Source organism: Nocardia pseudovaccinii (assembly GCF_050942345.1).
Lineage (GTDB): Bacteria > Actinomycetota > Actinomycetes > Mycobacteriales > Mycobacteriaceae > Nocardia > Nocardia pseudovaccinii.
Genome location: NZ_CP192074.1, coordinates 3,963,794 through 3,987,081 on the forward strand (window position 1 = coordinate 3,963,794; position 23,288 = coordinate 3,987,081).

General features: G+C 65.7%; 26 protein-coding genes. 12 read left to right on the forward strand and 14 right to left on the reverse strand.

The genetic code is table 11. The features are described 5' to 3' along the window. Nucleotides 1-249 precede the first annotated feature (249 nt). Nucleotides 250-1,215, reverse strand: coding sequence for a quinone oxidoreductase family protein (locus tag ACQPZ2_RS17875; RefSeq protein WP_433526564.1), 966 nt, complete (start codon nt 1,213-1,215; stop codon nt 250-252). A 61-nt stretch (nt 1,216-1,276) separates the two neighbouring features. On the opposite strand from ACQPZ2_RS17875, the gene ACQPZ2_RS17880 reads away from it, so the two are divergent. Next, nucleotides 1,277-1,624, forward strand: a complete 348-nt coding sequence (locus tag ACQPZ2_RS17880; protein ID WP_433526565.1) for a hypothetical protein — start codon at nt 1,277-1,279, stop codon at nt 1,622-1,624. Between the two features lie 5 nt (nt 1,625-1,629). On the opposite strand, the gene ACQPZ2_RS17885 is transcribed toward ACQPZ2_RS17880, so the two are convergent. The 3 genes from ACQPZ2_RS17885 to ACQPZ2_RS17895 all read right to left on the reverse strand — a co-directional run bounded on the left by ACQPZ2_RS17885 (nt 1,630) and on the right by ACQPZ2_RS17895 (nt 4,122). Beyond that, the gene (locus ACQPZ2_RS17885) at nt 1,630-2,307 is read right to left on the reverse strand and encodes a respiratory nitrate reductase subunit gamma (RefSeq protein ID WP_433526566.1); all 678 of its coding nucleotides are present in this window, start codon (nt 2,305-2,307) and stop codon (nt 1,630-1,632) included. Between the two features lie 144 nt (nt 2,308-2,451). Continuing rightward, the gene (locus tag ACQPZ2_RS17890; RefSeq protein WP_433526567.1) at nt 2,452-3,903 is read right to left on the reverse strand and encodes a flotillin family protein; all 1,452 of its coding nucleotides are present in this window, start codon (nt 3,901-3,903) and stop codon (nt 2,452-2,454) included. A 9-nt stretch (nt 3,904-3,912) separates the two neighbouring features. Further along, nucleotides 3,913-4,122 carry a hypothetical protein gene (locus ACQPZ2_RS17895; protein ID WP_433526568.1) on the reverse strand — a complete coding sequence of 70 codons (210 nt, stop codon included), beginning with the start codon at nt 4,120-4,122 and terminating at the stop codon, nt 3,913-3,915. 43 nt (nt 4,123-4,165) lie between these two features. Here ACQPZ2_RS17895 and ACQPZ2_RS17900 point away from each other — a divergent pair, with 43 nt between their 5' ends. Further along, on the forward strand, nt 4,166-4,321 hold the full coding sequence (locus ACQPZ2_RS17900) for a hypothetical protein (RefSeq protein WP_433526569.1): 156 nt from the start codon (nt 4,166-4,168) through the stop codon (nt 4,319-4,321). Here the strand turns inward: ACQPZ2_RS17900 and ACQPZ2_RS17905 are convergent. Then, on the reverse strand, nt 4,305-4,997 hold the full coding sequence (locus ACQPZ2_RS17905; protein WP_433526570.1) for a type 1 glutamine amidotransferase domain-containing protein: 693 nt from the start codon (nt 4,995-4,997) through the stop codon (nt 4,305-4,307). The genes ACQPZ2_RS17900 and ACQPZ2_RS17905 overlap by 17 nt on opposite strands. Before the next feature lie 186 nt (nt 4,998-5,183). Between ACQPZ2_RS17905 and ACQPZ2_RS17910 the strand changes: the two genes are divergently transcribed. Next, nucleotides 5,184-6,020 (forward strand): hypothetical protein, encoded by an 837-nt coding sequence (locus tag ACQPZ2_RS17910; RefSeq protein WP_433526571.1) that lies wholly within the window; start codon nt 5,184-5,186, stop codon nt 6,018-6,020. A gap of 22 nt (nt 6,021-6,042) precedes the next feature. Here ACQPZ2_RS17910 and ACQPZ2_RS17915 read toward each other — a convergent pair whose 3' ends face one another. The 6 genes from ACQPZ2_RS17915 to mptB all read right to left on the reverse strand — a co-directional run bounded on the left by ACQPZ2_RS17915 (nt 6,043) and on the right by mptB (nt 12,647). Next, complete coding sequence (locus ACQPZ2_RS17915; protein WP_433526572.1) at nt 6,043-6,954, reverse strand: NAD(P)-dependent oxidoreductase; 912 nt, start codon at nt 6,952-6,954, stop codon at nt 6,043-6,045. A gap of 10 nt (nt 6,955-6,964) precedes the next feature. Next, a complete protein-coding gene (gene pip / locus ACQPZ2_RS17920; protein ID WP_433526573.1) occupies nt 6,965-8,002 on the reverse strand; it encodes a prolyl aminopeptidase in 1,038 nt (345 codons plus the stop codon). A 14-nt stretch (nt 8,003-8,016) separates the two neighbouring features. Then, complete coding sequence (locus ACQPZ2_RS17925; RefSeq protein ID WP_433526574.1) at nt 8,017-8,991, reverse strand: COX15/CtaA family protein; 975 nt, start codon at nt 8,989-8,991, stop codon at nt 8,017-8,019. A 67-nt stretch (nt 8,992-9,058) separates the two neighbouring features. Further along, entirely contained in the window at nt 9,059-9,850 is a 792-nt protein-coding gene (locus tag ACQPZ2_RS17930; RefSeq protein WP_433526575.1) for an ABC transporter permease, read from the reverse strand. Continuing rightward, nucleotides 9,847-10,782, reverse strand: coding sequence for an ABC transporter ATP-binding protein (locus ACQPZ2_RS17935; RefSeq protein ID WP_433526576.1), 936 nt, complete (start codon nt 10,780-10,782; stop codon nt 9,847-9,849). Before ACQPZ2_RS17935 ends, ACQPZ2_RS17930 begins: the two co-directional genes overlap by 4 nt. A gap of 125 nt (nt 10,783-10,907) precedes the next feature. After that, nucleotides 10,908-12,647 carry a polyprenol phosphomannose-dependent alpha 1,6 mannosyltransferase MptB gene (mptB, locus tag ACQPZ2_RS17940; RefSeq protein ID WP_433527454.1) on the reverse strand — a complete coding sequence of 580 codons (1,740 nt, stop codon included), beginning with the start codon at nt 12,645-12,647 and terminating at the stop codon, nt 10,908-10,910. A gap of 351 nt (nt 12,648-12,998) precedes the next feature. On the opposite strand from mptB, the gene ACQPZ2_RS17945 reads away from it, so the two are divergent. The 9 genes from ACQPZ2_RS17945 (at nt 12,999) to ACQPZ2_RS17985 (ending at nt 20,586) form a co-directional block, all read left to right on the forward strand. Then, nucleotides 12,999-13,814, forward strand: coding sequence for a helix-turn-helix transcriptional regulator (locus ACQPZ2_RS17945; protein WP_433526577.1), 816 nt, complete (start codon nt 12,999-13,001; stop codon nt 13,812-13,814). Then, nucleotides 13,811-15,247, forward strand: a complete 1,437-nt coding sequence (gene sufB / locus ACQPZ2_RS17950; protein WP_433526578.1) for a Fe-S cluster assembly protein SufB — start codon at nt 13,811-13,813, stop codon at nt 15,245-15,247. The genes ACQPZ2_RS17945 and sufB overlap by 4 nt, the downstream gene beginning before the upstream one ends. Further along, the gene (gene sufD / locus ACQPZ2_RS17955) at nt 15,247-16,443 is read left to right on the forward strand and encodes a Fe-S cluster assembly protein SufD (RefSeq protein WP_433526579.1); all 1,197 of its coding nucleotides are present in this window, start codon (nt 15,247-15,249) and stop codon (nt 16,441-16,443) included. The genes sufB and sufD overlap by 1 nt, the downstream gene beginning before the upstream one ends. Nucleotides 16,444-16,480: 37 nt before the next feature. Next, complete coding sequence (gene sufC, locus ACQPZ2_RS17960) at nt 16,481-17,299, forward strand: Fe-S cluster assembly ATPase SufC (protein WP_433526580.1); 819 nt, start codon at nt 16,481-16,483, stop codon at nt 17,297-17,299. 1 nt (nt 17,300) lies between these two features. Next, nucleotides 17,301-18,554 (forward strand): cysteine desulfurase, encoded by a 1,254-nt coding sequence (locus ACQPZ2_RS17965; RefSeq protein ID WP_433526581.1) that lies wholly within the window; start codon nt 17,301-17,303, stop codon nt 18,552-18,554. Nucleotides 18,555-18,557: 3 nt separating this feature from the next. After that, complete coding sequence (sufU, locus tag ACQPZ2_RS17970) at nt 18,558-19,055, forward strand: Fe-S cluster assembly sulfur transfer protein SufU (protein ID WP_433526582.1); 498 nt, start codon at nt 18,558-18,560, stop codon at nt 19,053-19,055. Next, complete coding sequence (locus tag ACQPZ2_RS17975) at nt 19,048-19,419, forward strand: metal-sulfur cluster assembly factor (protein WP_433526583.1); 372 nt, start codon at nt 19,048-19,050, stop codon at nt 19,417-19,419. Before sufU ends, ACQPZ2_RS17975 begins: the two co-directional genes overlap by 8 nt. A gap of 172 nt (nt 19,420-19,591) precedes the next feature. Beyond that, nucleotides 19,592-20,044: a DoxX family protein gene (locus ACQPZ2_RS17980; protein ID WP_433526584.1), complete on the forward strand. Its 453-nt coding sequence runs from the start codon at nt 19,592-19,594 to the stop codon at nt 20,042-20,044. 104 nt (nt 20,045-20,148) lie between these two features. Next, nucleotides 20,149-20,586, forward strand: a complete 438-nt coding sequence (locus ACQPZ2_RS17985) for a DUF4189 domain-containing protein (protein ID WP_084508735.1) — start codon at nt 20,149-20,151, stop codon at nt 20,584-20,586. Nucleotides 20,587-20,655: 69 nt separating this feature from the next. Here ACQPZ2_RS17985 and ACQPZ2_RS17990 read toward each other — a convergent pair whose 3' ends face one another. The 3 genes from ACQPZ2_RS17990 to ACQPZ2_RS18000 are packed head-to-tail and all read right to left on the reverse strand — an operon-like array spanning nt 20,656 to nt 23,215. Then, nucleotides 20,656-21,318 (reverse strand): methionine ABC transporter permease, encoded by a 663-nt coding sequence (locus tag ACQPZ2_RS17990; protein ID WP_433526585.1) that lies wholly within the window; start codon nt 21,316-21,318, stop codon nt 20,656-20,658. Between the two features lie 11 nt (nt 21,319-21,329). Continuing rightward, the gene (locus ACQPZ2_RS17995; RefSeq protein ID WP_433526586.1) at nt 21,330-22,346 is read right to left on the reverse strand and encodes a methionine ABC transporter ATP-binding protein; all 1,017 of its coding nucleotides are present in this window, start codon (nt 22,344-22,346) and stop codon (nt 21,330-21,332) included. Continuing rightward, the gene (locus tag ACQPZ2_RS18000) at nt 22,343-23,215 is read right to left on the reverse strand and encodes a MetQ/NlpA family ABC transporter substrate-binding protein (protein WP_433526587.1); all 873 of its coding nucleotides are present in this window, start codon (nt 23,213-23,215) and stop codon (nt 22,343-22,345) included. Before ACQPZ2_RS18000 ends, ACQPZ2_RS17995 begins: the two co-directional genes overlap by 4 nt. Nucleotides 23,216-23,288 lie beyond the last annotated feature (73 nt).

The following is a 23,288-nucleotide window of genomic DNA, read 5'->3' on the forward strand; positions in this document are numbered from 1 at the left end:
GCGGCGGAGACCGGCTCGGCAGCACCCGACAGTGCGAATCAGGTTACTTGGCCTCGGACCGATCCGGGAGCAGCCGGAAGTGCGAATCTGGTTGTCGTGTAGCGGAATCGATCCGGCAGCGGCAGGGATGGCGAGTCGGGCCGCTGGGCAGCGGAACCGGCTCGGTAGCGGCTGGGGTGCGAATCAGGCTGCTGGGCAATGGATTCCGGTGCCACCGGCCGTGCACCGTGCGCGGCCGGTGGCGTGTGGTTACGGCAGCAGGACGATCGAGCCGGTGGTCTTGCGGCCCTCGAGATCACGGTGCGCCTGCTCGGCCTCGGCCAGCGGATATGTGGCGCCGATCCGCACATGCAGCGTTCCGTCGGCGATCGCGGTGAGGATATCGGTTGCGCGCCAGAGCAATTCGGCACGGTCGCGGGTGTAGTGCACCAGCGTGGGACGGGTGACGAACAGCGACCCTGCCGGATTGAGGCGTTGCAGATCGAAGGGCGGTACCGGGCCGCTGGCCGCGCCGAAGAGGGCCAGCATGCCGCGCACTCGCAGAGATGCGAGGCTGGCCTCGAAGGTGGCCGCGCCGACGCCGTCGTATACGGCCGCGACGCCGACGCCCTCGGTGCGTGCACGAACCTGATCTGCGAGATCATCGCTGTAGCGCAGCACCTCGCTCGCGCCTGCCTCGCGAGACAGTTTTTCCTTCGCGTCCGAGGAGACGGTGGTGATCACCCGCACCCCTCGCGCGACGGCGAGCTGCGTGAGCATCAGACCGACGCCGCCCGCGCCCGCTTGCACCAGCACGGTCTCGCCGGGTTCGGGCTTGTAGATCGATTCGATCAGGTAGTGCGCGGTCATGCCCTGCAGCAGCGCCGAGGCGGCGACCGGTGCGTCGACACCGTCGGGTACCTTGACCGCGACCGCCGCCGGTACCGCGACCCGCTGGGCATAGCTGCCGGGGGCGGCTGCCCAGGCGACCCGGTCGCCGACTGCGAATTCGGTCACATTCGTGCCGATCTCGGCCACCACGCCGGTGCCTTCGGCGCCGGGAACATAGGGCACCGCCTGCGGGTAGCGGCCGGTGCGGATATAGGTATCGATGAAGTTGATACCGATCGCCTCGGTGTCGACGAGCAGCTGATCCGGACCGATCCGCGGATCCGGCACCTCGACGTAGTTCAGGACTTCGGGACCACCGTGCTCGGAAACCTGAATAGCGCGCATGAGATCCGTTCTACACCCACGGGGGCTGGACCCGAACGTACCGGGCAGTAAACTAACCGCCATGAGTGTTGAAGCCGCCGCCCCAGTCCAGCTGTCGGGTTCCCTGGTGGATTCGGTCAAGGGATTCGTCGCCGAGCACGGCGGCTCCGCCACCGCTGTACTGCAGCCGATCGGCCGCGCGGGCGTGCGCGTCACCCTGGTCGGCTCCGACGGTGTCCTCGGTGACCGCGTCGTCGACGATCTGGCGACCGCCAGGGAATTGGTCGAGACCATCAACGGCCTGACCGAGGCCGATGAATGGGATCGCGAGCTGATTTCGGTGGTCACCCCGCGCAAGGGGCACTGGGCCAAGATGGCCGGTTGGGTCGCTCGGCAGACCCGTTTTCCCAAGGCGCGCAACGAGAACTGAGCCGTTCAGCCTCCCGTGGTCGCGCGGTCCGATTCGCGAGTCTCGCGTGGGACGGCGCGCAGGATCCGCCGAACGACCGGGCCGGCGAAGATACCCGCGAGCCGGGTAAATGGCCAGATGCCGAGGACCAGCAGCAGGATCAGACCGCGCGCCTGGTAGATGAGCGGTGCATGCTGCATGGCCTCGGGATACGGATCGATGGTGACCAGCGAGCGGAACCACGCGAAAAGCGTTTCGCCGGTTCGATATTCACGCGCCACCGTGGTCGGATCGTATTCGATGATCACCCCGGAAAGCAGAGCGGCCGTCAGGGCCGGGAAGGTCATGCGGTCCAGCGGGGTGATCACCGGACGCGATGGACCCACTATCAGATCCGGTAGGAATAGCAATACCGCCCCGATCGTGGCAGCGGCGACGCCGCCGATCTGCACGATCGTGGTGACCACGTGCAGCGCGCCGGAGGGGCGGGCATGCGGTTCAGCGGTGATCACATTGATCAGGCGGGTGAGGACTATGACACACACCCCGGACCGAAATGCCGTCGATCCGAACCGCTGGCTGCGGTCCATCTCCGGATAACGGGTATAGCTGCGGAAACCATCGCGCCGGTAGCGCCACACATGACCGAGCACGAACGACACGAACGCGCCATAGGGCAGCGCGATCCACAACAGCGATGTCACGCGAGTTCGCTTTCCGCTTACCGATGATCGGACGTATCACGGTCGCAGAGACACCGAATGTCGAACAAGGGACCAACGGCCCTTACCGAAGGGTACTTCGGGCGTCGGCGGCGAATCGTTCGCGGATCGCCGCCGACTCGCGGTCTACTTCGGGAGTTCGACCTCGCCGTTCTGGTGCCCGTTCGAACTGAGATTCATTGCGGGCAGCAGGGATTCGCGTGCGATCGAGGTGAGCGCACCCGCCTGCTGAATGATCTCGGCCAATGCCGAGGTGACACCCTGTGCGCCGTTCAACACCGTGAACTGATCGACGTGCTCGAACGGTGCCGCCGCCGCGGCGACGATCTGCGGGAGCTTCTCGGCGATCTGCTGTGCGATGACGGCCTCCTGGTTCTGGCTCATCGCCTCGGCGCGCTGCTGGATGCCCGCGGCCTCGGCGGCCATATGCGCGCGCACGGCGTCTGCCTCGGCCAGACCCCTGGCCTTGATGGCGTCTGCCTCGGCCTGACCGGTGAGCCGGGTGGCCTCGGCCTCGGCGGCGGCCCGCAGTTTGATCGCCTCGGCCTCGGCGAGTGCCTGCATTTTCGTCTGTGCCGCAGCGGCTTCCGCGCGCAAACGGGTCTCCTGGGCATCGGCCTCGGCTTGGCTGATCCGCGCGTCGCGGCTCGCGGTCGCCAGTGTGGTCTGGCGATAGGCCTCGGCATCCGCTGGCTTGCGGATCTCCACCTGCAGCTGCTGTTCCTTCTGCTGTGCTTCGAGTTGTGCGACGCGCGTTGCCATTTCGACGACCGCCTGGCGGGCCTTGGCATCGGCGAGCGGCCCCTGTTGGGCGGCTTCCTGACTCGCGCTGTCCACCTCGGCCTGGTAACCAGCCTTCTTGATCTGGGTGTCGCGCACCGCGAGTGCGATCTGGGCCTGTGCTGCCTGTTCCTGTTCGATGGCCTCGCGCTCGGCATTGGCGCGGGCGATGCGGGCCTGCTGCTCTACTGCGGCCTGATGCGGAATCGCAAGATTGGCAATGTAATTCGAGCCGCTGGCAATGGACTGGATCTGGAAGCTGTCGATCACGAGGCCGAAGGACTCCATCTCCTGCGAGCACCGGTCGCGGACCTGCTCGGAGAATTTGTCCTGGTCGCTGATCATATCCTCGACGGTCATCGAACCCGCGATCGCGCGCAGATGGCCGACGAAGACATTCTGCACCTTGGTTTCCAGCTCCTCGGCCGGGCGGTCCAGGAACCGGCGGGCCGCATTCGCGATGGACCGGTAGTCGTCACCGACCTTGTAGACCACCACACCCGCCAGCTGCAGACTGATCTTCTGCTGACTCACACAGGGGACGGTTATCTGACTTTCGTGCGCCTCCAATGAGATTCGGCGCACCTTGGTCAGTCCGGGTGCCACCAGACTGCCGCGTCCGGTGACGATCCGGAAGCCCATGCTCTCGCCGAAGGACTGTCCTTCGCCCGCGCGGAATCCGGAGATGATCAGTGCCTCATCGGGTTCGGCGACCCGCCAGGACAGCCGGAACAGCACGGCGGCCAGGAACAGCACAACAACGGCGATGCCGACGACGACCAGTATCAGGACGTCCATGATGAACCTTCATTTCAAGGGAGTGACTTCAACCGTGCGTCCACCCAGGCTCCCGACCACGAGCACCTGGGTATGCCTCGGAATGGTTGTCGTCCCGTCGGCAGGGCGCGCGAGAAATCGCTCGGTGCCCGCCCGCACCTCGATCAGAACTTCGCCGAGATGGTCCGGCTTGATCGTCGCGGTGACGCGGGCGATCTTGCCGATCACGTCTGTCGCCACCGACACCTCCCTGCCGCGGTTCGACCATTCCACGCTAGACCTCGTGGCCACCGAGAGCCGTTGGCGCAAGCGATCTTTACGTTTCCCTTATGCCTTCTGGTCTCGCGCCCTCGACGGTGCGGGTCAGGCAGCGCGGTATGGCGTCCAGCACCTCGGTGGTCTGGTCGGCGGCCATCGGTACCTCAGCCCAGCGCTGTGACGATTTCCGCGGCCAGCGGTGCCGACGATGCGGGATTCTGGCCGGTGTAGAGATTGCGATCGATCTCGATATGCGGTGCCCACGGCTCGCCCTCGCGGAAATCGACGCCGAGCTCGACCAGCCGATCCTGCAGCAGCCACTTGGCCTTATCGGCGAATCCGGCTTGTGCCTCTTCGGCATTGGTGAATCCGGTGACCTGGTAGCCGACGAACGGGGAATCGCCGCCGATGGCGGTCGCGAGCAGCGCTGCGGGCGCGTGGCAGACGACGCCGAGCGGTTTGCCCGAGGCCAGCGCGGCATTGAGCAGGGCGCCGGAGTCGGCATTCACCGAGAGATCTTCCATCGGGCCGTGTCCGCCGGGGTAGTAGACGGCGTCGTAGTCGGCCAGGTCGACATCCTCGAGCCGGATCGGGCTGCGCAGTTCTGCCGCATCGGCCAGGGTCTCGGCGATCTCCGCGGTACCGTCCGCGCCGCCGTTGACCTCGGGTGCGAGACTGCCCTGGTCGACCGTCGGTACGACGCCGCCGGGAGTGGTCACCACAATCTCGTGCCCCGCCGCCTTGATGGCCTTATACGGAGCCACGACCTCTTCGGCCCAGTAGCCGGTCGGATGTTTCGTGCCATCGGCGAGCGTCCAGTAGTCGACGCCGGTCATGACGAAAAGAACCTTCGACATCGTGTGCCTCCTGATCGGGGATTAGGGTTGCCGCGCTGACGCGCGCGACGTGTCGGTTCGTCGCGATGTCGACGTTAGGCACCCGTTCATCGAAGCACCAATAGGATCGCCAATAAGAGACATCGCAATATTGATGGGTCTCCGGTTCCGGCTGTGGACGGCTCCGGGATCGTAAAGTAGGGGGCGATGAACGCGGATAAGGCGAGCGAGCTGGCGGCTCGGCGGGTCGGCGCCGCGCATGCCGACGCGCAGCACCGCGTCGCGCTCGCCGAGAGCTTCTATCCGCCGGAACTCCGCGCCTACCGTCGGGCCGAAATCGCTTTTCTGCAATGGGAACTCGCTCGCGGTGTGCTGCACGCCGATACCGGCAGCCCGTGGTGGCGGGCCATCAACGACCGCTTACTGCACGACAAACTGGAGGCCGCACTGCTGCATCACGCCGATGCCCGCGACGCGTCGACGCCCGGTGCCCGGCTGTGGCTCGAATTCCTCATCGCCCCTTCGCCCGCGGCGTGGTACCGGGCGCATAATCGCAGCATCGTCGCCGGTTATCTGGAACATCAGGAGTTGGCCGCGGCCGAATTGCCCGCCGAGCGGCTGATGATCAACGTGACGCTCATGCGGGTGCTGTTCACCCACGTCCTGGTGGCGCGGCCGACGCTGGCGCTGGGCCGGTTCGGGGCTCTCGGCAGCTGGTCGGCCGATCCGCGCCGCAGCTCGGTTCGCCTGTTTCTCGACCTGCGGAATGTTTTTCCCGAGGTGTATCCGCTGGTGAATATGTCTGTCGACGCGGTGCTCGCGCTCGAGGGACGCGTGGCGCGGGCCCTCGACTACGGTCTGATCGTGCCGAAATTGGAGCAGATATATGCGTTCGCGGCGGAGCAATTGGATGAGCCGACGATCGTCGGGCTCGTCGAGAACGGCGATCCGTGCTACGCGGGGTTGCGCATCGAACACGGGCAACTGGCATCGGATGCTTTGATCCGAACACTCGCGCGTGTCACTCGGCCGCGGTTCGGGTAGCCGTCGTTCATCCGTGAGCGACTCAATAATCTCCGCGCACAAGGTTTTTCGGTAGCTCACCAGCCGCGAATCGGGCAATCTCCGCGGCGACAACGGCGTAGGCGCGTTCGAGACTGCCTCGGCTACTTCCCGCGACATGGGGTGTCAGCAACAGACCGGGCGCTGTCCAGAGCGGATGTTCGGGTGGAAGGGGCTCCGGGTCGGTGACATCCAGGGCTGCACGCAATCGCCCCGAAACCAGTTCGGCCAGTAGCGCTTCGGTCCGCACGATCGGTCCGCGCGCGACATTCACCAGTATCGCGCCGTCGGCCATCTCGGCCAGGAATTCGGCATCGACCATGCCGATGGTCTGATCGGTCACCGGAACCATCAGCACGACGACATCGAATTCGCTCAGCAGCCGCGGCAATTCGTCGACACCGTGCACACCGTCGCGGGCGGTCGTGCCGACCAGCGTCAAGGTCGCGTCGAAAGCCTCGACCCTGCGGCGCAATTCGATACCGAGATCACCCGCGCCGATGCCGAGGATCCGCTTGCCCGCCAACGTATCCGTCCGATGCTGATACCAGTGCTGCTCGCGCCGCAAATCGGCGAACTCCGTCAGCTCGCGATAAATCGTGAGCAGCGCCGCGACCACCCACTCCGCGGAACTGCCGCCGTGCGCACCCCGCGCATTCGACAGCAGCACCCCATCTGGCAGCCGACCGATCCACCGCTCGGCTCCGGCCGTCAGCATCTGCACCAACCGCAACTTCGGCAATCCGGCCATTTCGATCGAATCGGGCCGAGCCAGAAACGCCGGAACCAGCACCTCCGCCAACTCCGCCCCCGAGGGCAGCGGTTCGCCGGGCGAATACCGCACCGGGCGAATCCCATCGAGCCGGGCCAATACCCCGACTCCATATTCGTCTGGCACAAGGACAGTGACCGGCATGCCTGCCAGGTTAGCCGTGCTCACCGCCGAATTGCATCCGATCATCGGACCATTCACCATGGCCGCTGCCGCCGAAGCGCGCCAATGCCTCGAGAATCGCGCCGCGCATGGCCAGGCTGCCGGTATGGCCGGAATCCTCGATGACCCGCAGTTCCGCACTGGGCCAGGCCCGCGCCAATTGCCAAGCGGTGTAGAGGGGTCCGGACAGATCGAGACGTCCGTGGATCAGCACCGCCGGAATCCCGGCGAGCTTGCCTGCCTCCCGTAGCAGGACACCATCGTCGAGCCAGGCGGCACTGGCGAAGTAATGCGTGCAGATCCGGACCATAGCGAGCATCGCGTCATCCGGCTTCGCGCTGTACTGCCCCGGATTGCCGAGGTTCTCATGCGCGATGATCGCATCCTCCCAGGCACACCAGTCCCGGGCGGCCTTGGTGCGCACATCCGCGTCCGGGCTGTTGATCAGCCGGTTGTAGGCCGCAACCAGGTTTCCGTCGCGCTCGGCCGGGGGCACTCCATTCCGGAATGCCTCCCATTCGCCAGGCAACAATCGCGCGACACCGTGATACAGCCACTCGATCTCCTCGGGGCGCGTCATCGTGACGCCGACGAGCACAACCGCGCTGACTCGCTCCGGGTGTCGCTGGGCATAGGCCAGGATCAAGGTCGAACCCCACGAACCGCCGTACAGCAGCCACCGTTCGATCCCGAGATGCTCGCGCAGGCGCTCCATATCCGCGATCAGATGGTCGGTGGTGTTGTGCGCCATATCGACAGCCAGGTCCGAGGCGTGCGGCAGACTCTCCCCGCACCCGCGCTGATCGAAGAGGATAATCCGATATACGTTGGGATCGAATAACTTTCGCGATCCGCGTCGGCCGCCGCTGCCCGGCCCGCCGTGCACTACCAGCGCGGGCCTACCGTGCGGGTTACCGCTGGTCTCCCAATAGACCTGGTTTGCGTCGCCGACGTCCAGGAGTCCGCGCTCATACGGCTCGATATCCGGGAACGGTTGTGGCGCTTCGGTACTCGATGCTGCTGGGCGCATCGGAACAGTGTGCGCTATGCCAACTGTTCCGCGGAGTTGGAGATCGACGCCGTGACGCGTTCGCGGGTGCGCAGGGAGGCCCAGAGGGCGGCGGTGGCGGCGGTGCAGGCCGCGGCGCCGCCGACGTGGGTGGCCACCAGGGCGGCGGGCACGTCGGTGAAGTACTGGACGACGCCGACGAGAGACTGGGCGCAGACCAGGCCGAGTATGACGAACAGTCGGGTGCGGACGGCGGGGGTGATGCCGACGGCGAAGAGGCCGAAGGCCAACCCGATGAGCAGTGCGAGATAGCCGACGAGCAGTTGCGAGTGCAGATGTACCAGCGTGACGATCTCGACCTGCAGGCGTTCGACCGGTCGCTCGATGCTCTTGTCGCCCGCATGCGGTCCGGCACCGGTGACCAGCGTGCCCGCGATCAGGACCCCGGCGAGCGCGACTCCGCTCAGTCCGGTGAGCCAGCGCAGCGGCGCGGGCGACTGGATCACTTCGATGCCGTCATCGGGTTCGCTGACCTTCGCGAACATGACCACCGCGACCCACACCATCAGCATCGATGCCAGCAGATGCACCGACACCGTCCACCACAGCAGACCGGTGCGCACGGTGATGCCGCCGATGATCGCCTGCAGCACCGTCCCGCCCGGCATCAACCACGCGTACACCAGCACCTCGCGACGGCGACGGGCCCGGGTGACGGCGAGCACGATGAGCGCCGCGCACAGTGTCACCGCGAAGGTCAGCATGCGATTGCTGAATTCGACGGTCTGATGCAGCACCGGAACCTCGGCCACACCGGTGGGGGTGAAGCTGCCCGGGAAGCATTGCGGCCAGGTCGGGCACCCGAGTCCGGATGCCGTGACCCGCACGATCGCACCGGTGACGGCGATACCCGCCTGTGAGACGATGACCGCGATAGCGATCAGTCGCTGCACCCGCAACGAGGGCAGCGGGAGCAGATCGACGAGTCGCAGGAATGCGCGATACAGCACCCGACGATCGTAGCCGGGCCACTTCGGCCGCCCGCACCCGGTCTACTACATTCCGTCGTTGCTCCGGTTAGTCGAAGCGGAAGAAGCGGGTGGCGAGGAAGCCGGACACGCCGCCCCAAGCGGCGAGCACGGCGATGCCGAACCAGTCGATGCTGGTGCGCATGGCGTCTTCCAGCGTGACGGCCAGCGCCCCGGACGGCACCAACCGTACGAGCACATTCACCGCCGAAGGCAGATCGTCGGATGCGAACACGATGCTCGCGATGCCGAGCATGACGAACCACAGGATATTCGCCAGCGCCAGCACGATCTCCGCTTTGAGCGTGCCGCCGAGCAGCAGACCCATTGCCGCGAAAGTGGCTGTGCCGAGCGCGATCACCAGCGCGCCGAGCGCGAGCCCGGCGAGTTCCGGTCGCCAGCCGAGCGCGAATCCGATGGCTCCCAACAGAATTGCCTGCATCACCACCACGATCAGCACCGCGGCGCTCTTGCCCGCCACAATGCCCCAGCGGGGGAGCGGGGTCGCGCCGAGGCGCTTGAGCGCACCGTAACGGCGGTCGAATCCGACCGCGATGGCCTGTCCGGTGAAGGCAGTCGACATGACCGCGACCATCATGACCGCGGGCACGATCTTGTCGACCCGGTCCGTGCCGAGGTCCCCGAACGGCAACAGACTGAGCCCGACCAGCAGCGTGATCGGAATGAACATGGTGAGCAGCAGCTGTTCGCCGTTGCGCAGCAACAGGATCAGCTCGAGCCGGGTCTGCGCGGTCATCATGGCGAGGCGGCCGCTTGGACGCGGATCGGGCGTGAAAGTGCCCGGCGCGAAGCGGTTCCCGGCGAGATTTGGCTGATTCATCCGCGTAGGTCCCTTCCGGTGAGTTCCAGGAAGACGTCCTCGAGGCGACGCTGATCGATCCGGATATCGGTGGCCAGCACATTCTGCTGCGCACACCACGCGGTCACCGTCGCAAGTACTTGCGGATCGATCTCACCCTCGACCAGATACTGTCCCGGCATCGTCTCGCGCGGCGAGAAGCCCTCCGGCAGAGCGGTTTTCAACAGGCGCAGATCGAGTTTCGGCGGGGCGGTGAAGCGCAGCTGCCCGGCCGCGCCGTGTGCGGTGACCTCGGCGGGTGTGCCGGAGGCGACGATCTGTCCGTGATCGATGATGACCAGTTGGTCGGCCAATTGCTCGGCTTCGTCCATCATGTGCGTGGTGAGCAGCACGGTGACTCCGTCACGGCGCAGCGCGTCGATCAGCTCCCACACGATGAGCCGGGCCTGCGCGTCCAGGCCCGCGGTCGGTTCGTCGAGGAAGACGATCTCCGGCTTCCCGACCAGCGCGCAGGCCAGGGCGAGCCGCTGCTGCTGGCCGCCGGACAGCCGTCGGTACGGTGTGCGCCGGTTATCTTGCAGGCCAAGGGTTTTCAGCAACCACTCGGGATCGAGCGGATCAGCCGAGTAGGCGGCGACCAGATCGAGCATCTCGCCCGCGCGCGCACCCGGGTACGCGCCACCGCCCTGCAGCATGACGCCGATGCGCGGCCGCAGGCGGTCGGAGTCGGCGATCGGATCGAGTCCGAGCACCCGGACCGAACCGGCATCCGGAGTTTTGAACCCCTCGCACATTTCGACCGTCGTGGTCTTGCCCGCGCCGTTCGGGCCGAGCAGGGCAAGCACCTGCGCCCGTTCGACCGCGAAACTGATCCCGGCGACGGCGGTGGTTTCGCCGTAATGCTTGATGACGCCGTCGATACAGACGGCGGGTTCCGAGGCTGCGGTCACCATCGCGCCTCGGTGCTCGGCTCCGTCGCGTCCAAGGGTGCTGTGCCCATTGTTCGCTCGCTGCGCTCCCTCACGGTGTCACACGGTAAGCCGTCGACAGATGTGACCCGGACGACACCCCTGCCTCGTCAACTCTGCGGTCCGGAAGGACCGGCCGCGGTGGACGCGGTGTCGGCGCCGACGTGGTGCAGCCGCCACGGCAGCGACTTGCGGGTGGCCAGGATCATCAGCGTGCAGGTGAGGATGGTGATGCAGGCCGCATAGATAAGGACGAAAGGCTGGATTTCGCTGCCGGAGGGCATGAGCATGACGCTGATCGCCGCCGAGGCAATCGTGGCCGGGACCCGGAAGGCGGGTCGGCTGGCCCACGCCGCCAGCGGGACGATGCCCCAGAGCAGATACCAAGGCTGCACCACCGGGAACAGCAGGACGACCGCGCCGAAGGCGACGCCGAGCGCACCGACCGGATGCAGCCGCCCGCGCCAGGTGGCCACCATCAGTCGCACCACGATCAGCGAGGCCGCGACCGCCGCGATCGGTCGGGTGATGCTCAGCAGGGCGGTGGTGTGGTCGCCCAATCCCAGTAGAACGCCGCCGAATCCGGTGACTACCCCGAGCGCGGTGGGCAGCGACATCCAGCTGCGCACCGAGTTGGCCATGGTCAGGGTGTCTATCCAGCCGAAACCGAGACCGCTGCCCAGGCATACCGCGAGCATGACCGTACCGGTGACGCAACCGAGGAATAGCGCGGATCTGAGCACCGCACGCCAATCGCCGCCCCATTTTCGGCTCAATGCCATCCACACGAATGCCAGTGCCAGCATCGATGGAATCTTGACCATGGCGGACAGCGCAATCAGCGTGGTGCCCGATAAGAGCAGTACGAGTGCGTGGCCGCGCATCGGTCCGATATTGCTGAGGGCCGCCAGGCAGTATTCCAACCCGACCAGCATCAGGCCGAGCATCATGGCCTCGTTGTGCACACCGGATACCAGGTGGAATATCACCAATGGGTTCACGGCGCCGAGCCACAATGCGGCCACCGGCGATACTCGACAGCGCTGTGCCAGTCGCGGCAGCGCCCAAACGATGCAGGCCACGCCGAGCAACGCCAGCATTCGGTGCAGCAGCACTCCGGCGAGCATATTGTCGCCGACGATTTCGGCGATGCCCTTGCCAAGCCAAATCGAGAGGGGCCCGTAGGGCGCGGGCGAATTCTGCCAGATATTGGGGACGCTGCGCGTCAGAATGTGGTCCTGGCCGAGCCCCTGTACCGGGCCGACGTCGTAGGGATCGAGTCCACTCGCCGCGATCTCACCCTGGGCCAGATAGGAATAGACATCCTGACTGAACATCGGCGGTGCGACCGACAGCGGAATGATCCACAGCAGCAGCGTGCGGTCGAGTTGTGATCGGCTGATGCGGCGGATGCGGTTGGACTGCAAGCCGAGTGCGAATCGGCCGAGCAGCAGCCAGGCCAGCATGACGATGACCGTGCCGACCATGGTCGTCGCCAGTCCCGAATTGTGCACCCGCGCGGGCAGCCCGAGAATCGCCTTGCCGTAGGTCGGATTCTGCAGCGTCGGCTGGGCGCCGAGCCCGAGCGCCCCGATGGCCATCATCACCGCTCCCGTCGCGCCCAACAGACGGACGCGACGCAGTTGTGCGGTCTCTTGCGGGTTGAGTTCGGCGGCTTCGGGTTCGTTGATGTGCAGGGTGTCGCCGACGGTGTGGTCGGGCGCGACATCCAGACCGATGATCCGACGCCCCAGCGCGACGGCGGTGCTGATGGGCGCGGTCCGACGCAGGCGAATCAGGGTGGTCGACCGGCTGCGTTCGACACCTGGTTCGCCGTGTTCGCCTGACATCACGCGGCCAGCGTAGCCGATACCACCGGCGTATCCGGTGCCCCGCGGAACCGACCCCGGGGCACGTTCGGACCAGGCACAGGCGCGGCCGCGGAAGTTCGAACCGGGCCCACTGTCAGGTGTCGATGAAGCTGATCACGGTGCGCTGACGGATTTTGGGCACCGACGTGTGGCCTAAATCGCACTCGTATTTTCGTCGGGAACTCGAGCCGGTCGTCGCACGAGAGCCGCAGGTAACGAACGTGTCGCATCCGAACGCCGCCGGAAAAGCGCTCCCATGCAGGTCATCGGGCCGTTCAACTCAGGGCACCCTTATTAGATTCCGGGAACGAATTCCGTCACACTGGTGTTGTGAAAACCGTGGGTTTGCCGCACGACGAGGATCGAGGGGCCGGTCGCCGTACCGGTGCCGGGTCCGTTGCTGCGCCCGCGCCCCTGGTCACGGGCGGTGAAGGACATACTCGCGCCGCCGTGGTCCAGCTGCTGCTCGAAGAGGGCCCGATCACCGCGACCGCGATCGGCACCAAGCTCGGCCTGACGCCGGCCGGTGTCCGTCGGCACCTGGACGCGCTGATCGAATCCGGTCAGGCGCGGGCCAGCCGCTCGGCGCCGTGGCAGCAGAAGGGTCGCGGCCGGCCCGCCAAGCAATATCAGCTGACGGCCGTCGGCCGGGGACGGCTCGGCCACGCCTACGACGATCTGGCCGGTGCGGCCATTCGCCAGCTGGGTGAGGTCGGCGGTGAGCAGGCCATTGCCGATTTCGCGCGCAAGCGGGCGCGGACCATCGTCGAGGGCATCGAACCGGTCGCCGAACACACCCCCGAGACCACCACCGCCAAGGCGGACGAGATCGCCGAGGCCTTCACCGACGCCGGATTCGCCGCGTCCACCCGCAAGGTCGGGGCGGGCGTGCAGATCTGCCAGCACCACTGCCCGGTGGCCCACGTCGCCGAGGAATTCCCGCAGTTGTGCGAGGCCGAACTCGAGGCTTTCCGGGACCTGCTCGGAACCCACGTGCAGCGACTTGCGACGATCGCCAACGGCGACTGCGCGTGCACTACCCATGTGCCGCTGTTCGTTCTCCCTATCACCGACAACGCTTCCCCTGAAACCGCTGCACAGCCCGCAGCGGTACGTACGAACGACTCCGGAAGGAGTGCCGAATGACGACGACCACCGACCAGGTGCAACCGCTCACTCAGGAAGAAACCATTGCTTCCCTGGGCAAATACGGTTACGGCTGGGCCGATTCGGATGTGGCCGGTGCCAGTGCGCAACGAGGCCTGTCCGAGGCTGTCGTCCGCGACATCTCGGCCAAGAAGAACGAGACCGAGTGGATGCTCGAGCACCGGCTCAAGGCGCTGCGCATCTTCGATCGCAAGCCGATGCCGAAGTGGGGCTCCAACCTCGACGGCATCGACTTCGACAACATCAAGTACTTCGTGCGCTCGACCGAGAAGCAGGCCGAGAGCTGGGAAGACCTGCCCGAGGACATCAAGAACACCTACGACAAGCTCGGCATCCCGGAGGCGGAGAAGCAGCGCCTGGTCGCCGGTGTCGCCGCGCAGTACGAATCCGAGGTCGTCTACCACCAGATCCGCGAGGATCTGGAGGCCCAGGGCGTCATCTTCCTGGACACCGACACCGGTCTGCGCGAGCACCCGGAGATCTTCGAGCAGTACTTCGGCACCGTGATCCCGGCCGGTGACAACAAGTTCTCCGCGCTGAATACCGCCGTGTGGTCGGGTGGTTCGTTCATCTACGTGCCGCCGGGCGTGCAGGTCGATATTCCGTTGCAGGCCTACTTCCGGATCAACACCGAGAATATGGGCCAGTTCGAGCGGACCCTGATCATCGTCGACGAGGGTGCCTACGTGCACTACGTCGAGGGCTGCACCGCGCCGATCTACAAGTCCGATTCGCTGCACTCCGCGGTGGTCGAGATCATCGTGAAGAAGGGCGGACGCTGCCGCTACACCACCATCCAGAACTGGTCGAACAACGTCTACAACCTGGTCACCAAGCGGGCCAAGGCCGAGGCGGGCGCGGTGATGGAATGGGTCGACGGCAATATCGGCTCCAAGGTCACGATGAAGTACCCGGCCGTGTGGATGACCGGCGAATACGCGCGCGGCGAGGTGCTCTCGGTCGCGTTCGCGGGTGCGGGTCAGCACCAGGACACCGGGGCGAAGATGCTGCACCTGGCGCCGCACACCTCCTCGACCATCATCAGCAAGTCGGTGGCGCGCGGTGGCGGCCGGGCCTCCTACCGCGGTCTGGTCCAGGTCAACAAGGGCGCGCACGGTTCCAAGTCGACCGTGAAATGTGATGCGCTGCTCGTCGACACGATCAGCCGCTCCGACACCTACCCCTACGTCGACATCCGCGAGGACGACGTGACCATGGGCCATGAGGCCACGGTCTCGAAGGTGTCCGAGGACCAGCTGTTCTACCTGATGAGCCGCGGCCTCACCGAGGACGAGGCGATGGCGATGGTGGTGCGCGGCTTCGTCGAGCCGATCGCCAAGGAACTCCCGATGGAGTACGCGCTCGAGCTGAACCGCCTGATCGAACTGCAGATGGAAGGAGCCGTCGGCTGATGGCAGCCCTGGACAATGTTGCCGAAGCCGCCGAGGCTCGCATTACCGACGCGACGCATGCGCCGAGCAATAAGGGGGAGGTGTTCACCTCCTTCGATGTGAACGCCTTCGAAGTGCCCTCGGCGAAGGATGAGGCCTGGCGGTTCACCCCGATGCGTCGCCTGCGTGGTCTGCAAGACGGTACCGCCGTGCGCGACGGCCAAGTCACTGTCGGGGTCGCGCCGGTCGCCGGTGTGACCGTGGAAACGGTGGCGCGCACCGACTCTCGCCTCGGCGCGGCCGGGGTGCCGTCGGATCGTGTTGCGGCCCAGGCGTACTCGGGCTTCGAGCAGGCGACCGTGATCACGGTCGGTTCGGAAACCGAAGTCGCCGAACCGGTTACTGTTACCGTCGATGGTCCCGGCGAGGGTAAAACCGCTTACGGCCACCTGCAGATCCGGCTCGGCAACTTCGCCGTCGCCACCGTGGTCATCGACCAGCGCGGCAGCGGAACCTACGCCGAGAATATCGAGTTCGTACTCGGTGACAGCGCCAAGCTGACCGTCGTCGCGATCCAGGACTGGGCCGACGACGCCGTGCACGCCACCGCGCACCACGCCGAGCTCGGGCGCGATGCCACCCTGCGGCACACCTCGGTCACTCTCGGCGGTGATCTGGTGCGCCTCACCGGCAATGTCCGCTACGCGGGTCCCGGCGGCGACGCCGAACTGCTCGGCCTGTACTTCGCCGACGCCGGTCAGCACTTCGAGCAGCGTCTGCTGGTCGACCACGCGGTGCCGCACTGCAAGTCGAATGTGCTGTACAAGGGTGCGCTGCAAGGTGATCCGCATTCGCCCAAGGGCGATGCCCGCACGGTGTGGGTCGGTGACGTGCTCATCCGCGCCGCCGCCGAGGGCACCGACACCTTCGAGGTGAATCGCAACCTGGTGCTCACCGACGGTGCGCGCGCCGACTCGGTGCCGAACCTGGAGATCGAGACCGGTGAGATCGTCGGCGCGGGCCACGCGAGTGCGACCGGCCGTTTCGACGACGAGCAGCTGTTCTACCTGCGTGCTCGCGGCATTCCGGAGGACGCCGCCCGCCGGCTGGTAGTACGCGGTTTCTTCCACGAAATCATCCAGAAGATCGCGGTCCCCGAGGTCCGGGAGCGGCTCGAGTCGGCCATCGAGGCCGAACTCGCCGCCATCGGCGCCTGACCCAGAACCCCTTATCCCGCAAAGGAATCCGAATTCGATGACCACCCTGGAAATCAAGGACCTGCACGTCGAGGTCGCCAACCCGGACGAGTCCGGCGAGCCCATCAAGATCCTCAAGGGCGTGAACCTCACCATCAAATCCGGTGAGACGCACGCGATCATGGGCCCGAACGGCTCCGGCAAGTCGACGCTGTCGTACGCGATCGCCGGGCACCCGAAGTACACGGTGACCTCCGGTTCGATCACCCTCGACGGCGAGGACGTGCTCGCGATGTCGGTCGACGAGCGGGCGCGCGCGGGTCTGTTCCTCGCCATGCAGTACCCGGTCGAGGTCTCCGGTGTCTCGATGTCGAACTTCCTGCGCACCGCCGCCACCGCGGTCCGCGGCGAGGCCCCCAAGCTGCGCACCTGGGTCAAGGAGGTGAAGGAGTCGATGAACGAGCTGGAAATCGACGCCGCCTTCGCCGAGCGCAGCGTGAACGAGGGTTTCTCCGGTGGTGAGAAGAAGCGCCATGAGATCCTGCAGCTGGGTCTGCTCAAGCCGAAGATCGCCATCCTGGACGAGACCGACTCCGGCCTGGACGTCGACGCGCTGCGCATCGTCTCCGAGGGCGTCAACCGCTACAAGGAGCGCGAGAACGGCGGCATCCTGCTGATCACGCACTACACCCGCATCCTGCGCTACATCCAGCCCGAGTTCGTGCACGTCTTCGTCGGTGGCCGCATCGTCGCCGAGGGCGGCGCCGAGCTGGCCGAGGAACTCGATGCGAACGGCTACGTCCGCTTCACGCAAGCCTCACCCACCCCGTCGGCTTCGCCGACTGCCGTCCCCCAGTCCGCTACCGCTGGAGCCTGATATGACCGCCACGGTCCGCACCCTCGATGTCGCCCGGATCCGGGCCGACTTCCCTATCCTGAGCCGCACGGTTCGGGACGGGAAGCCGTTGGTGTACCTGGACTCGGGCGCGACCTCGCAACGTCCTCTCGCCGTGCTCGACGCCGAACGTGAATTCCTCACCGAGCGCAATTCGGCCGTACACCGCGGTGCACACCAGCTGGCCGAGGAAGCCACCGACGCGTACGAGGGTGCACGCGCCGATATCGGCCGGTTCGTCGGTGTGGATGCGGACGAGATCGTATTCACCAAGAATGCGACCGAATCGCTCAATCTGGTGACGTACGCGTTCTCCGATGGCCGCTTCCCGTACCACGTCGGTCCGGGCGACGAGATCGTCATCACCGAGCTCGAGCATCACGCGAATCTGGTGCCCTGGCAGGAGCTCGCCCGCCGGACCGGTGCGACCCTGAAGTGGTACGGCATCACCGACGACGGCCGGATCGACCTCGACTCGCTCGAATTGTCTTCCGCCACCAAGGTTGTCGCGTTCACGCATCAGTCGAATGTGACCGGTGCGGTCAGCGATGTCGCCGAATTGGTGCACCGGGCAAAGGAAGTCGGCGCGCTCACCGTGCTCGATGCCTGCCAGTCGGTGCCGCATATGGCGGTGAACTTTCGTGAGCTCGGCGTCGACTTCGCCGCGTTCTCCGGGCACAAGATGCTCGGCCCGTCCGGTGTCGGCGTGCTCTACGGGCGGCGTGCGCTGCTCGAGGAGACTCCGCCGTTCATCACCGGCGGCTCGATGATCGAGACCGTCACCATGGAGGGCAGCACCTACGCGCCGCCGCCGCAGCGGTTCGAGGCCGGTGTGCCGATGACCTCGCAGGTGGTCGGATTGGGCGCGGCCGTGCGGTATCTCGAACAGATCGGCATGGATGCCGTTGCGGCGCATGAGCACACACTCACCGGTGCGGCGCTGGAGGGCCTCGCGGCGATCGCGGGCGTGCGGATCATCGGACCGACCGAGAATATCGATCGCGGCGGCGCGGTGTCGTTCGTGGTCGAGGGCATCCACGCCCATGACGTCGGGCAGATTCTCGACGATGAGGGCGTCGCCGTGCGAGTCGGTCACCACTGCGCCTGGCCGCTGATGCGTCGTCTCGGCGTGCCCGCCACCGCCCGTGCGTCCTTCGCGGTTTACAACACCCTCGATGAGGTAGACCAGCTGGTAGCCGCCGTGCGGAAGGCCCAGAGCTTCTTCGGAGTTGCATAAGACATGCGCATGGAGCAGATGTACCAGGAAGTGATCCTGGATCACTACAAGCACCCGCATCACCGCGGGCTGCGGGAGCCGTTCGGTGCCGAGGTGCACCACGTCAACCCGACCTGCGGTGACGAGGTGACCTTGCGCGTCCAGCTCGACGACAACGGTGATGTCGCCGATGTGTCCTACGACGGCCAGGGCTGTTCGATCAGCCAGGCCGCCACCTCGATCCTCACCGATCAGGTGATCGGGCTGCCGGTGCAACAGGCGCTCAAGGTCGTCGACTCGTACAACGAGATGATCTCCAGCCGCGGCACCATCGAGGGCGACGAGGACATGATCGGCGACGGTATCGCGCTGAGCGGAGTGTCGAAGTACCCGGCACGGGTCAAATGCGCACTGCTGGGCTGGCTGGCGTTCAAGGATGCGGTGATCCGGATATCCTCCGCGGAAGAGGCCAAGCGGACCATGGGCAGCGACATCTCCACGAATGGAAAACAGCATGAGTGAGACACCAGTCACCGAAACGACCGAGCAGGTCGAACTTTCGGCCGAGGACATCAAGCAACTCGAGGACATCGAGGAGGCGATGCGCGACGTCGTCGACCCCGAACTCGGCATCAATGTCGTCGACCTCGGCCTGGTCTACGGCATGAGCGTCGACCAGGCCAATATCGCCACCCTCGATATGACCCTCACCTCGGCGGCGTGCCCGCTGACCGATGTCATCGAGGACCAGTCCCGCAACGCCCTGGTCCGCTCCGGCCTGGTCGAAGACCTCAAGATCAACTGGGTCTGGATGCCCCCGTGGGGCCCCGACAAGATCACCGAAGACGGCCGCGAACAACTCCGCGCCCTCGGTTTCACCGTCTAGCACCACGAATCCGGCCGCGCCCGAACCCATTCGCAGCGACCCCGACCATCGGTCGGGGTCGCTGCGTTTCGCGGCCGTCGTCACATTTCCCGGCCGGGCCCGGTCATAGCGGTGGCGGGCGGACGCCCGTCGCCCCCGCATCGCGGTGGATGACCTGCGCGGAAGAGGAAACATGTCGCAACGCTTGCGGTCGGAGCGGGTACATACCGGGCTCTACTGGTTTCTCGGATTCGAGTTCTTCGTCGGCTTCGCAACCAAGTTCTGGCCCGGGTCTACGTTTTTCGGGCCCGCCTATTCGGAGAAGTTCGCGGAGTGGGGATTTCATCCGAACATGCGGTTCGTGGTCGGCGGGCTGGAGTTGATCGCCGCTGTGCTGCTGGTGCTTCCGCGCCGGGAGAGCAGATTCTTGGGCGCGGCCATGCTGGTGTTGGTGCTGACGGGTGCGGTGACCACACATCTCATCGATGACGCGCCGTTCTGGCAGGGCACCTCGGCGCCGATTCATCTGGTGATCATGATAGTTGTCGCGCTGGCGAATTGGCCGGCGGACTGGCGGGATGTGGTGCCGCCGTGGGGCTCGTCAGCCTTGGCGGCACGAGGAGGTATGGCGCTGGGGGATCGCTGACCGACGGGTTGTCCAGCTCTGGTGATACAAAGATTTGGACAATTCGGATCGGAACGGTCAGGATTTCGATCCGAAGCTATTTTCGGAACTGGGGAGCGCAACACATGTCACTATCGTCCAAGGCTGCCATGGGTCTGGTGGCCGCGTCCGCGGGTGCGTTCGTCGCCGCCGGTGCAGGCACCGCACAGGCGGACGATGGCCTCTACGGCTCATTGGCGATTTCGGTCTCGTCGCGCGGCGACGCGACCCTCGGATGGGCATACAACTACTCGAACTGGGCGGATTCGGACCGTGCCGCGGTGCAGCAGTGCGGACTGTCCAGCTGCCACGTCATCGTGCAGTTCGCCAACGCGTGCGCCGCCGTGGCCCGCAATGGCGATGATCACCTGGGCTGGGCCTGGGCGCCGACACGGGCCGAGGCCGAGCAGCAGGCGATCGCCAATGCCGGGCCGACCGCACCGCCGCCGCTGCTGAACTTCGGCAGTTCGGCGCCGCGCGAACCGCGCATCGTCGATTCGCAGTGCACCGCGAACGCGGGCTGACGGAAAACCGAGTGCGCTCTCGACGTGATCGGCGTCGAGAGCGCACCTGGCTGTGGCCGCGCCGGTGGATCAGCGGCGCAGCACCTTTCGGGCAATGAAATTGCCCAGAAACTGAATCCCCTGCACACCGACGACAATGATCAACGTCGCGACCAGGGTGACCTGCCAGTCGAAGCGCTGGTATCCGTAGACCAGCGCGAAATCACCGAGCCCTCCGCCGCCGACCGTGCCCGCCATGGCGGACATATCGACAATGGCGATCACCACGAAGGTGTAGCCGAGCACCAAGGGCCCCAACGCTTCCGGGATCAGCAGTGTCAGAATGATCCGCAGCGGCCCGGCGCCGACCGCCCTGGCCGCCTCGATGACGCCCGGATCCACCGTGACCAGATTCTGTTCCACTATGCGAGCGATACCGAAGGATGCCGCCACGATCATGACGAAGGCAGCGGCCTCCGTACCGATCGTCGTCCCGACCACTTCCAGGGTGACCGGACCGAGTGCCGCGAGCAGAATGATGAACGGAATCGGCCGGACCACATTCACCAACACATTGAGCAGCACATTGATCGGCGCATTGGCCAGCAGTCCGCCTTTGCGGGTGGTGTAGAGGGCGGTGCCGAGGAACAGCCCGATCAATCCGCCGACCACGAAGGTGAGCAGCACCAGATAGATGGTGGTGCCGACGGCCTCGGTCAGTACCGGCCGGAGTTTGTCCCAATCCGTATGCACTGCCAGCCCTTTCAGCCGACGCGGTGATCGAGTTCTTCGACCACCTTGTCCACATCGTCATCCGAACCGTGCAATGCCAGAGTCACGCTGCCGAACGTCTTGTCCTGCAACGTGCTCACTCCGCCGTACACCACCTCGAACTCGACACCCGCCTGCGCGGCGACGGCCAGTGCCGCTCCGATCCCACGTTTGTCGTCGACATCCACGGTGACCAACCGTCCACCGTGCATCTCACCGAGTCGCCGCAGTTCTTCGGCGTCGGGCCGATTGCGCAGCACGGTCTCGACGAACGACTGTGTCGGCGCCGCTTGCGGGGTCGCGAAAACCTCGAAGGTACTGGCCAATTCGACGATCTTGCCTTCGGCGAGCACCGCGACCCGATCGGCCACCGCGCGGATCACATCCATCTCGTGCGTGATCACCACAATGGTGACGCCGAGTTCGCGATTGATCTTCTTCAGCAGCCGCAGCACCTCACCGGTGGTCTCCGGGTCCAGCGCCGAGGTCGATTCATCGGCGAGCAGCAGTGACGGCGATGTCGCCAGTGCCCGTGCGATGCCGACCCGCTGCTTCTGACCGCCCGAGAGCTGATCCGGATAGCTGCGGGCCTTGTCGGCGAGCCCGACGAACTCGAGCAACTCCTTCACCCGTGCTTTGCGTTCAGCACGCTTCCAGCCCGCGACCCTGAGCGGATATTCGATATTGCCTGCGGCCGTTCGCGATCGGAACAGGTTGAACTGCTGGAAGACCATGCCGATATCCCGGCGGATGCGGCGGACCTCGGCCTCCCGCACACCCGTGACGGGCGTCCCGGCGACTTCGATGGTGCCGGTGGTCGGCTTCTCCAGGGCGTTGATCAGCCGGACCAGCGTGCTCTTGCCCGCGCCGGAATAGCCGATCACACCGAAGATCTCGCCCCGTTCGATGCGCAGGTCGATATCGTCGAGCGCGACCTGCCCATCCGCGCCCTTGCCGAAAATCTTTGTGACCGACCGGAATTCGACCGCAGAGACGGCTTGCCCGCTCACTTGCCGTCTTTGACGGTCTGCTGCACCCTGGCCAGGATCTGCTCCAGTTCTGGACCGCTGCGCTTTACTTCGACCGCGGTGTTCTTGGTGACTTCGGCGTGCGCCTGCTGAACCTCCGGATCGTGCCAGAGCTGGGCCACCTTCTGATACAGCTCGTTATTCTTGTCCTCGGCCCTGGACACCACGACATTGATGTACGGCTCGGCCGCCGGATTCTTCGGATCATCCTTGTAGAGAGCCGAATTCGGGTCGATGCCGGAACGATCGAGGAAGGTGTTGTTGATGATCGATCCGTCGACCGAGGCCAGCGAGAGCGCGGTCTGCGCCGCGTCGACCGGGGTCACCTTGACCTTGGACGCGCCCTTATCGATATCGGCGGGTGTCGGCGCCTTGCTGTCACCGGAGAGCTTCAGCAAACCAGCAGCTTGCAGGACGAACAGCGCCCGTGCCTGATTGGTCGGATCGTTGGGAATCGCGATCTCGGCGCCCTGCGGCACATCCGTGAGCGACTTGTGCTTCTTGGAGTAGAGCCCGAGCGGCACGATATAGGTCGAGGCGATCGGCGTCAGGGTGTCGTTGTTGGCCACGTTGTAGGCGCCGAGGAACTGCAGATGCTGGAACAGATTGAGATCGATCTGCTTTTGCGACAGTGCGAGATTCGGCTGCTTGTAGTCGGAGAAGTTGGTGATCCGCAGGTTGATACCCTGAGCCTTCGCCTTCTCCTCGAAGACGTCCCAGGCGTGGTCCTTGTCGGTGGTGCCGATGCGCACTACGTTGTCGGCGGAAGCCTTGTTGTCGCCGCACGCCGTCAGGGTGAGGGCCGCGGTGGCTACCAGGACCGGGATCGCCAGTACCCGATGGAATTTCACTCGTGCTCCCGAATGCTTGTCGCAATATGAACCCGATAATCCAAGCGATGCGCCCGGGGGTCGGGCAACGGTT

Bases quoted from the DNA above. Each gene is read 5' to 3' on its own strand.
- ACQPZ2_RS17915 (WP_433526572.1), bottom strand. From the start codon at position 6,954: ATGCCGGTCACTGTCCTTGTGCCAGACGAATATGGAGTCGGGGTATTG.
- ACQPZ2_RS17975 (WP_433526583.1), top strand. From the start codon at position 19,048: ATGAGTGAGACACCAGTCACCGAAACGACCGAGCAGGTCGAACTTTCG.
- ACQPZ2_RS17890 (WP_433526567.1), bottom strand. From the start codon at position 3,903: ATGGACGTCCTGATACTGGTCGTCGTCGGCATCGCCGTTGTTGTGCTG.
- sufB (WP_433526578.1), top strand. From the start codon at position 13,811: ATGACGACGACCACCGACCAGGTGCAACCGCTCACTCAGGAAGAAACC.
- ACQPZ2_RS17935 (WP_433526576.1), bottom strand. From the start codon at position 10,782: ATGGTGACCGCAGCCTCGGAACCCGCCGTCTGTATCGACGGCGTCATC.
- pip (WP_433526573.1), bottom strand. From the start codon at position 8,002: ATGCGCCCAGCAGCATCGAGTACCGAAGCGCCACAACCGTTCCCGGAT.
- ACQPZ2_RS17980 (WP_433526584.1), top strand. From the start codon at position 19,592: ATGTCGCAACGCTTGCGGTCGGAGCGGGTACATACCGGGCTCTACTGG.
- ACQPZ2_RS17985 (WP_084508735.1), top strand. From the start codon at position 20,149: ATGTCACTATCGTCCAAGGCTGCCATGGGTCTGGTGGCCGCGTCCGCG.
- ACQPZ2_RS17875 (WP_433526564.1), bottom strand. From the start codon at position 1,215: ATGCGCGCTATTCAGGTTTCCGAGCACGGTGGTCCCGAAGTCCTGAAC.
- sufD (WP_433526579.1), top strand. From the start codon at position 15,247: ATGGCAGCCCTGGACAATGTTGCCGAAGCCGCCGAGGCTCGCATTACC.
- sufC (WP_433526580.1), top strand. From the start codon at position 16,481: ATGACCACCCTGGAAATCAAGGACCTGCACGTCGAGGTCGCCAACCCG.
- ACQPZ2_RS17910 (WP_433526571.1), top strand. From the start codon at position 5,184: ATGAACGCGGATAAGGCGAGCGAGCTGGCGGCTCGGCGGGTCGGCGCC.
- ACQPZ2_RS17905 (WP_433526570.1), bottom strand. From the start codon at position 4,997: ATGTCGAAGGTTCTTTTCGTCATGACCGGCGTCGACTACTGGACGCTC.
- ACQPZ2_RS17880 (WP_433526565.1), top strand. From the start codon at position 1,277: ATGAGTGTTGAAGCCGCCGCCCCAGTCCAGCTGTCGGGTTCCCTGGTG.
- mptB (WP_433527454.1), bottom strand. From the start codon at position 12,647: ATGTCAGGCGAACACGGCGAACCAGGTGTCGAACGCAGCCGGTCGACC.
- ACQPZ2_RS17930 (WP_433526575.1), bottom strand. From the start codon at position 9,850: ATGAATCAGCCAAATCTCGCCGGGAACCGCTTCGCGCCGGGCACTTTC.
- ACQPZ2_RS17965 (WP_433526581.1), top strand. From the start codon at position 17,301: ATGACCGCCACGGTCCGCACCCTCGATGTCGCCCGGATCCGGGCCGAC.
- sufU (WP_433526582.1), top strand. From the start codon at position 18,558: ATGCGCATGGAGCAGATGTACCAGGAAGTGATCCTGGATCACTACAAG.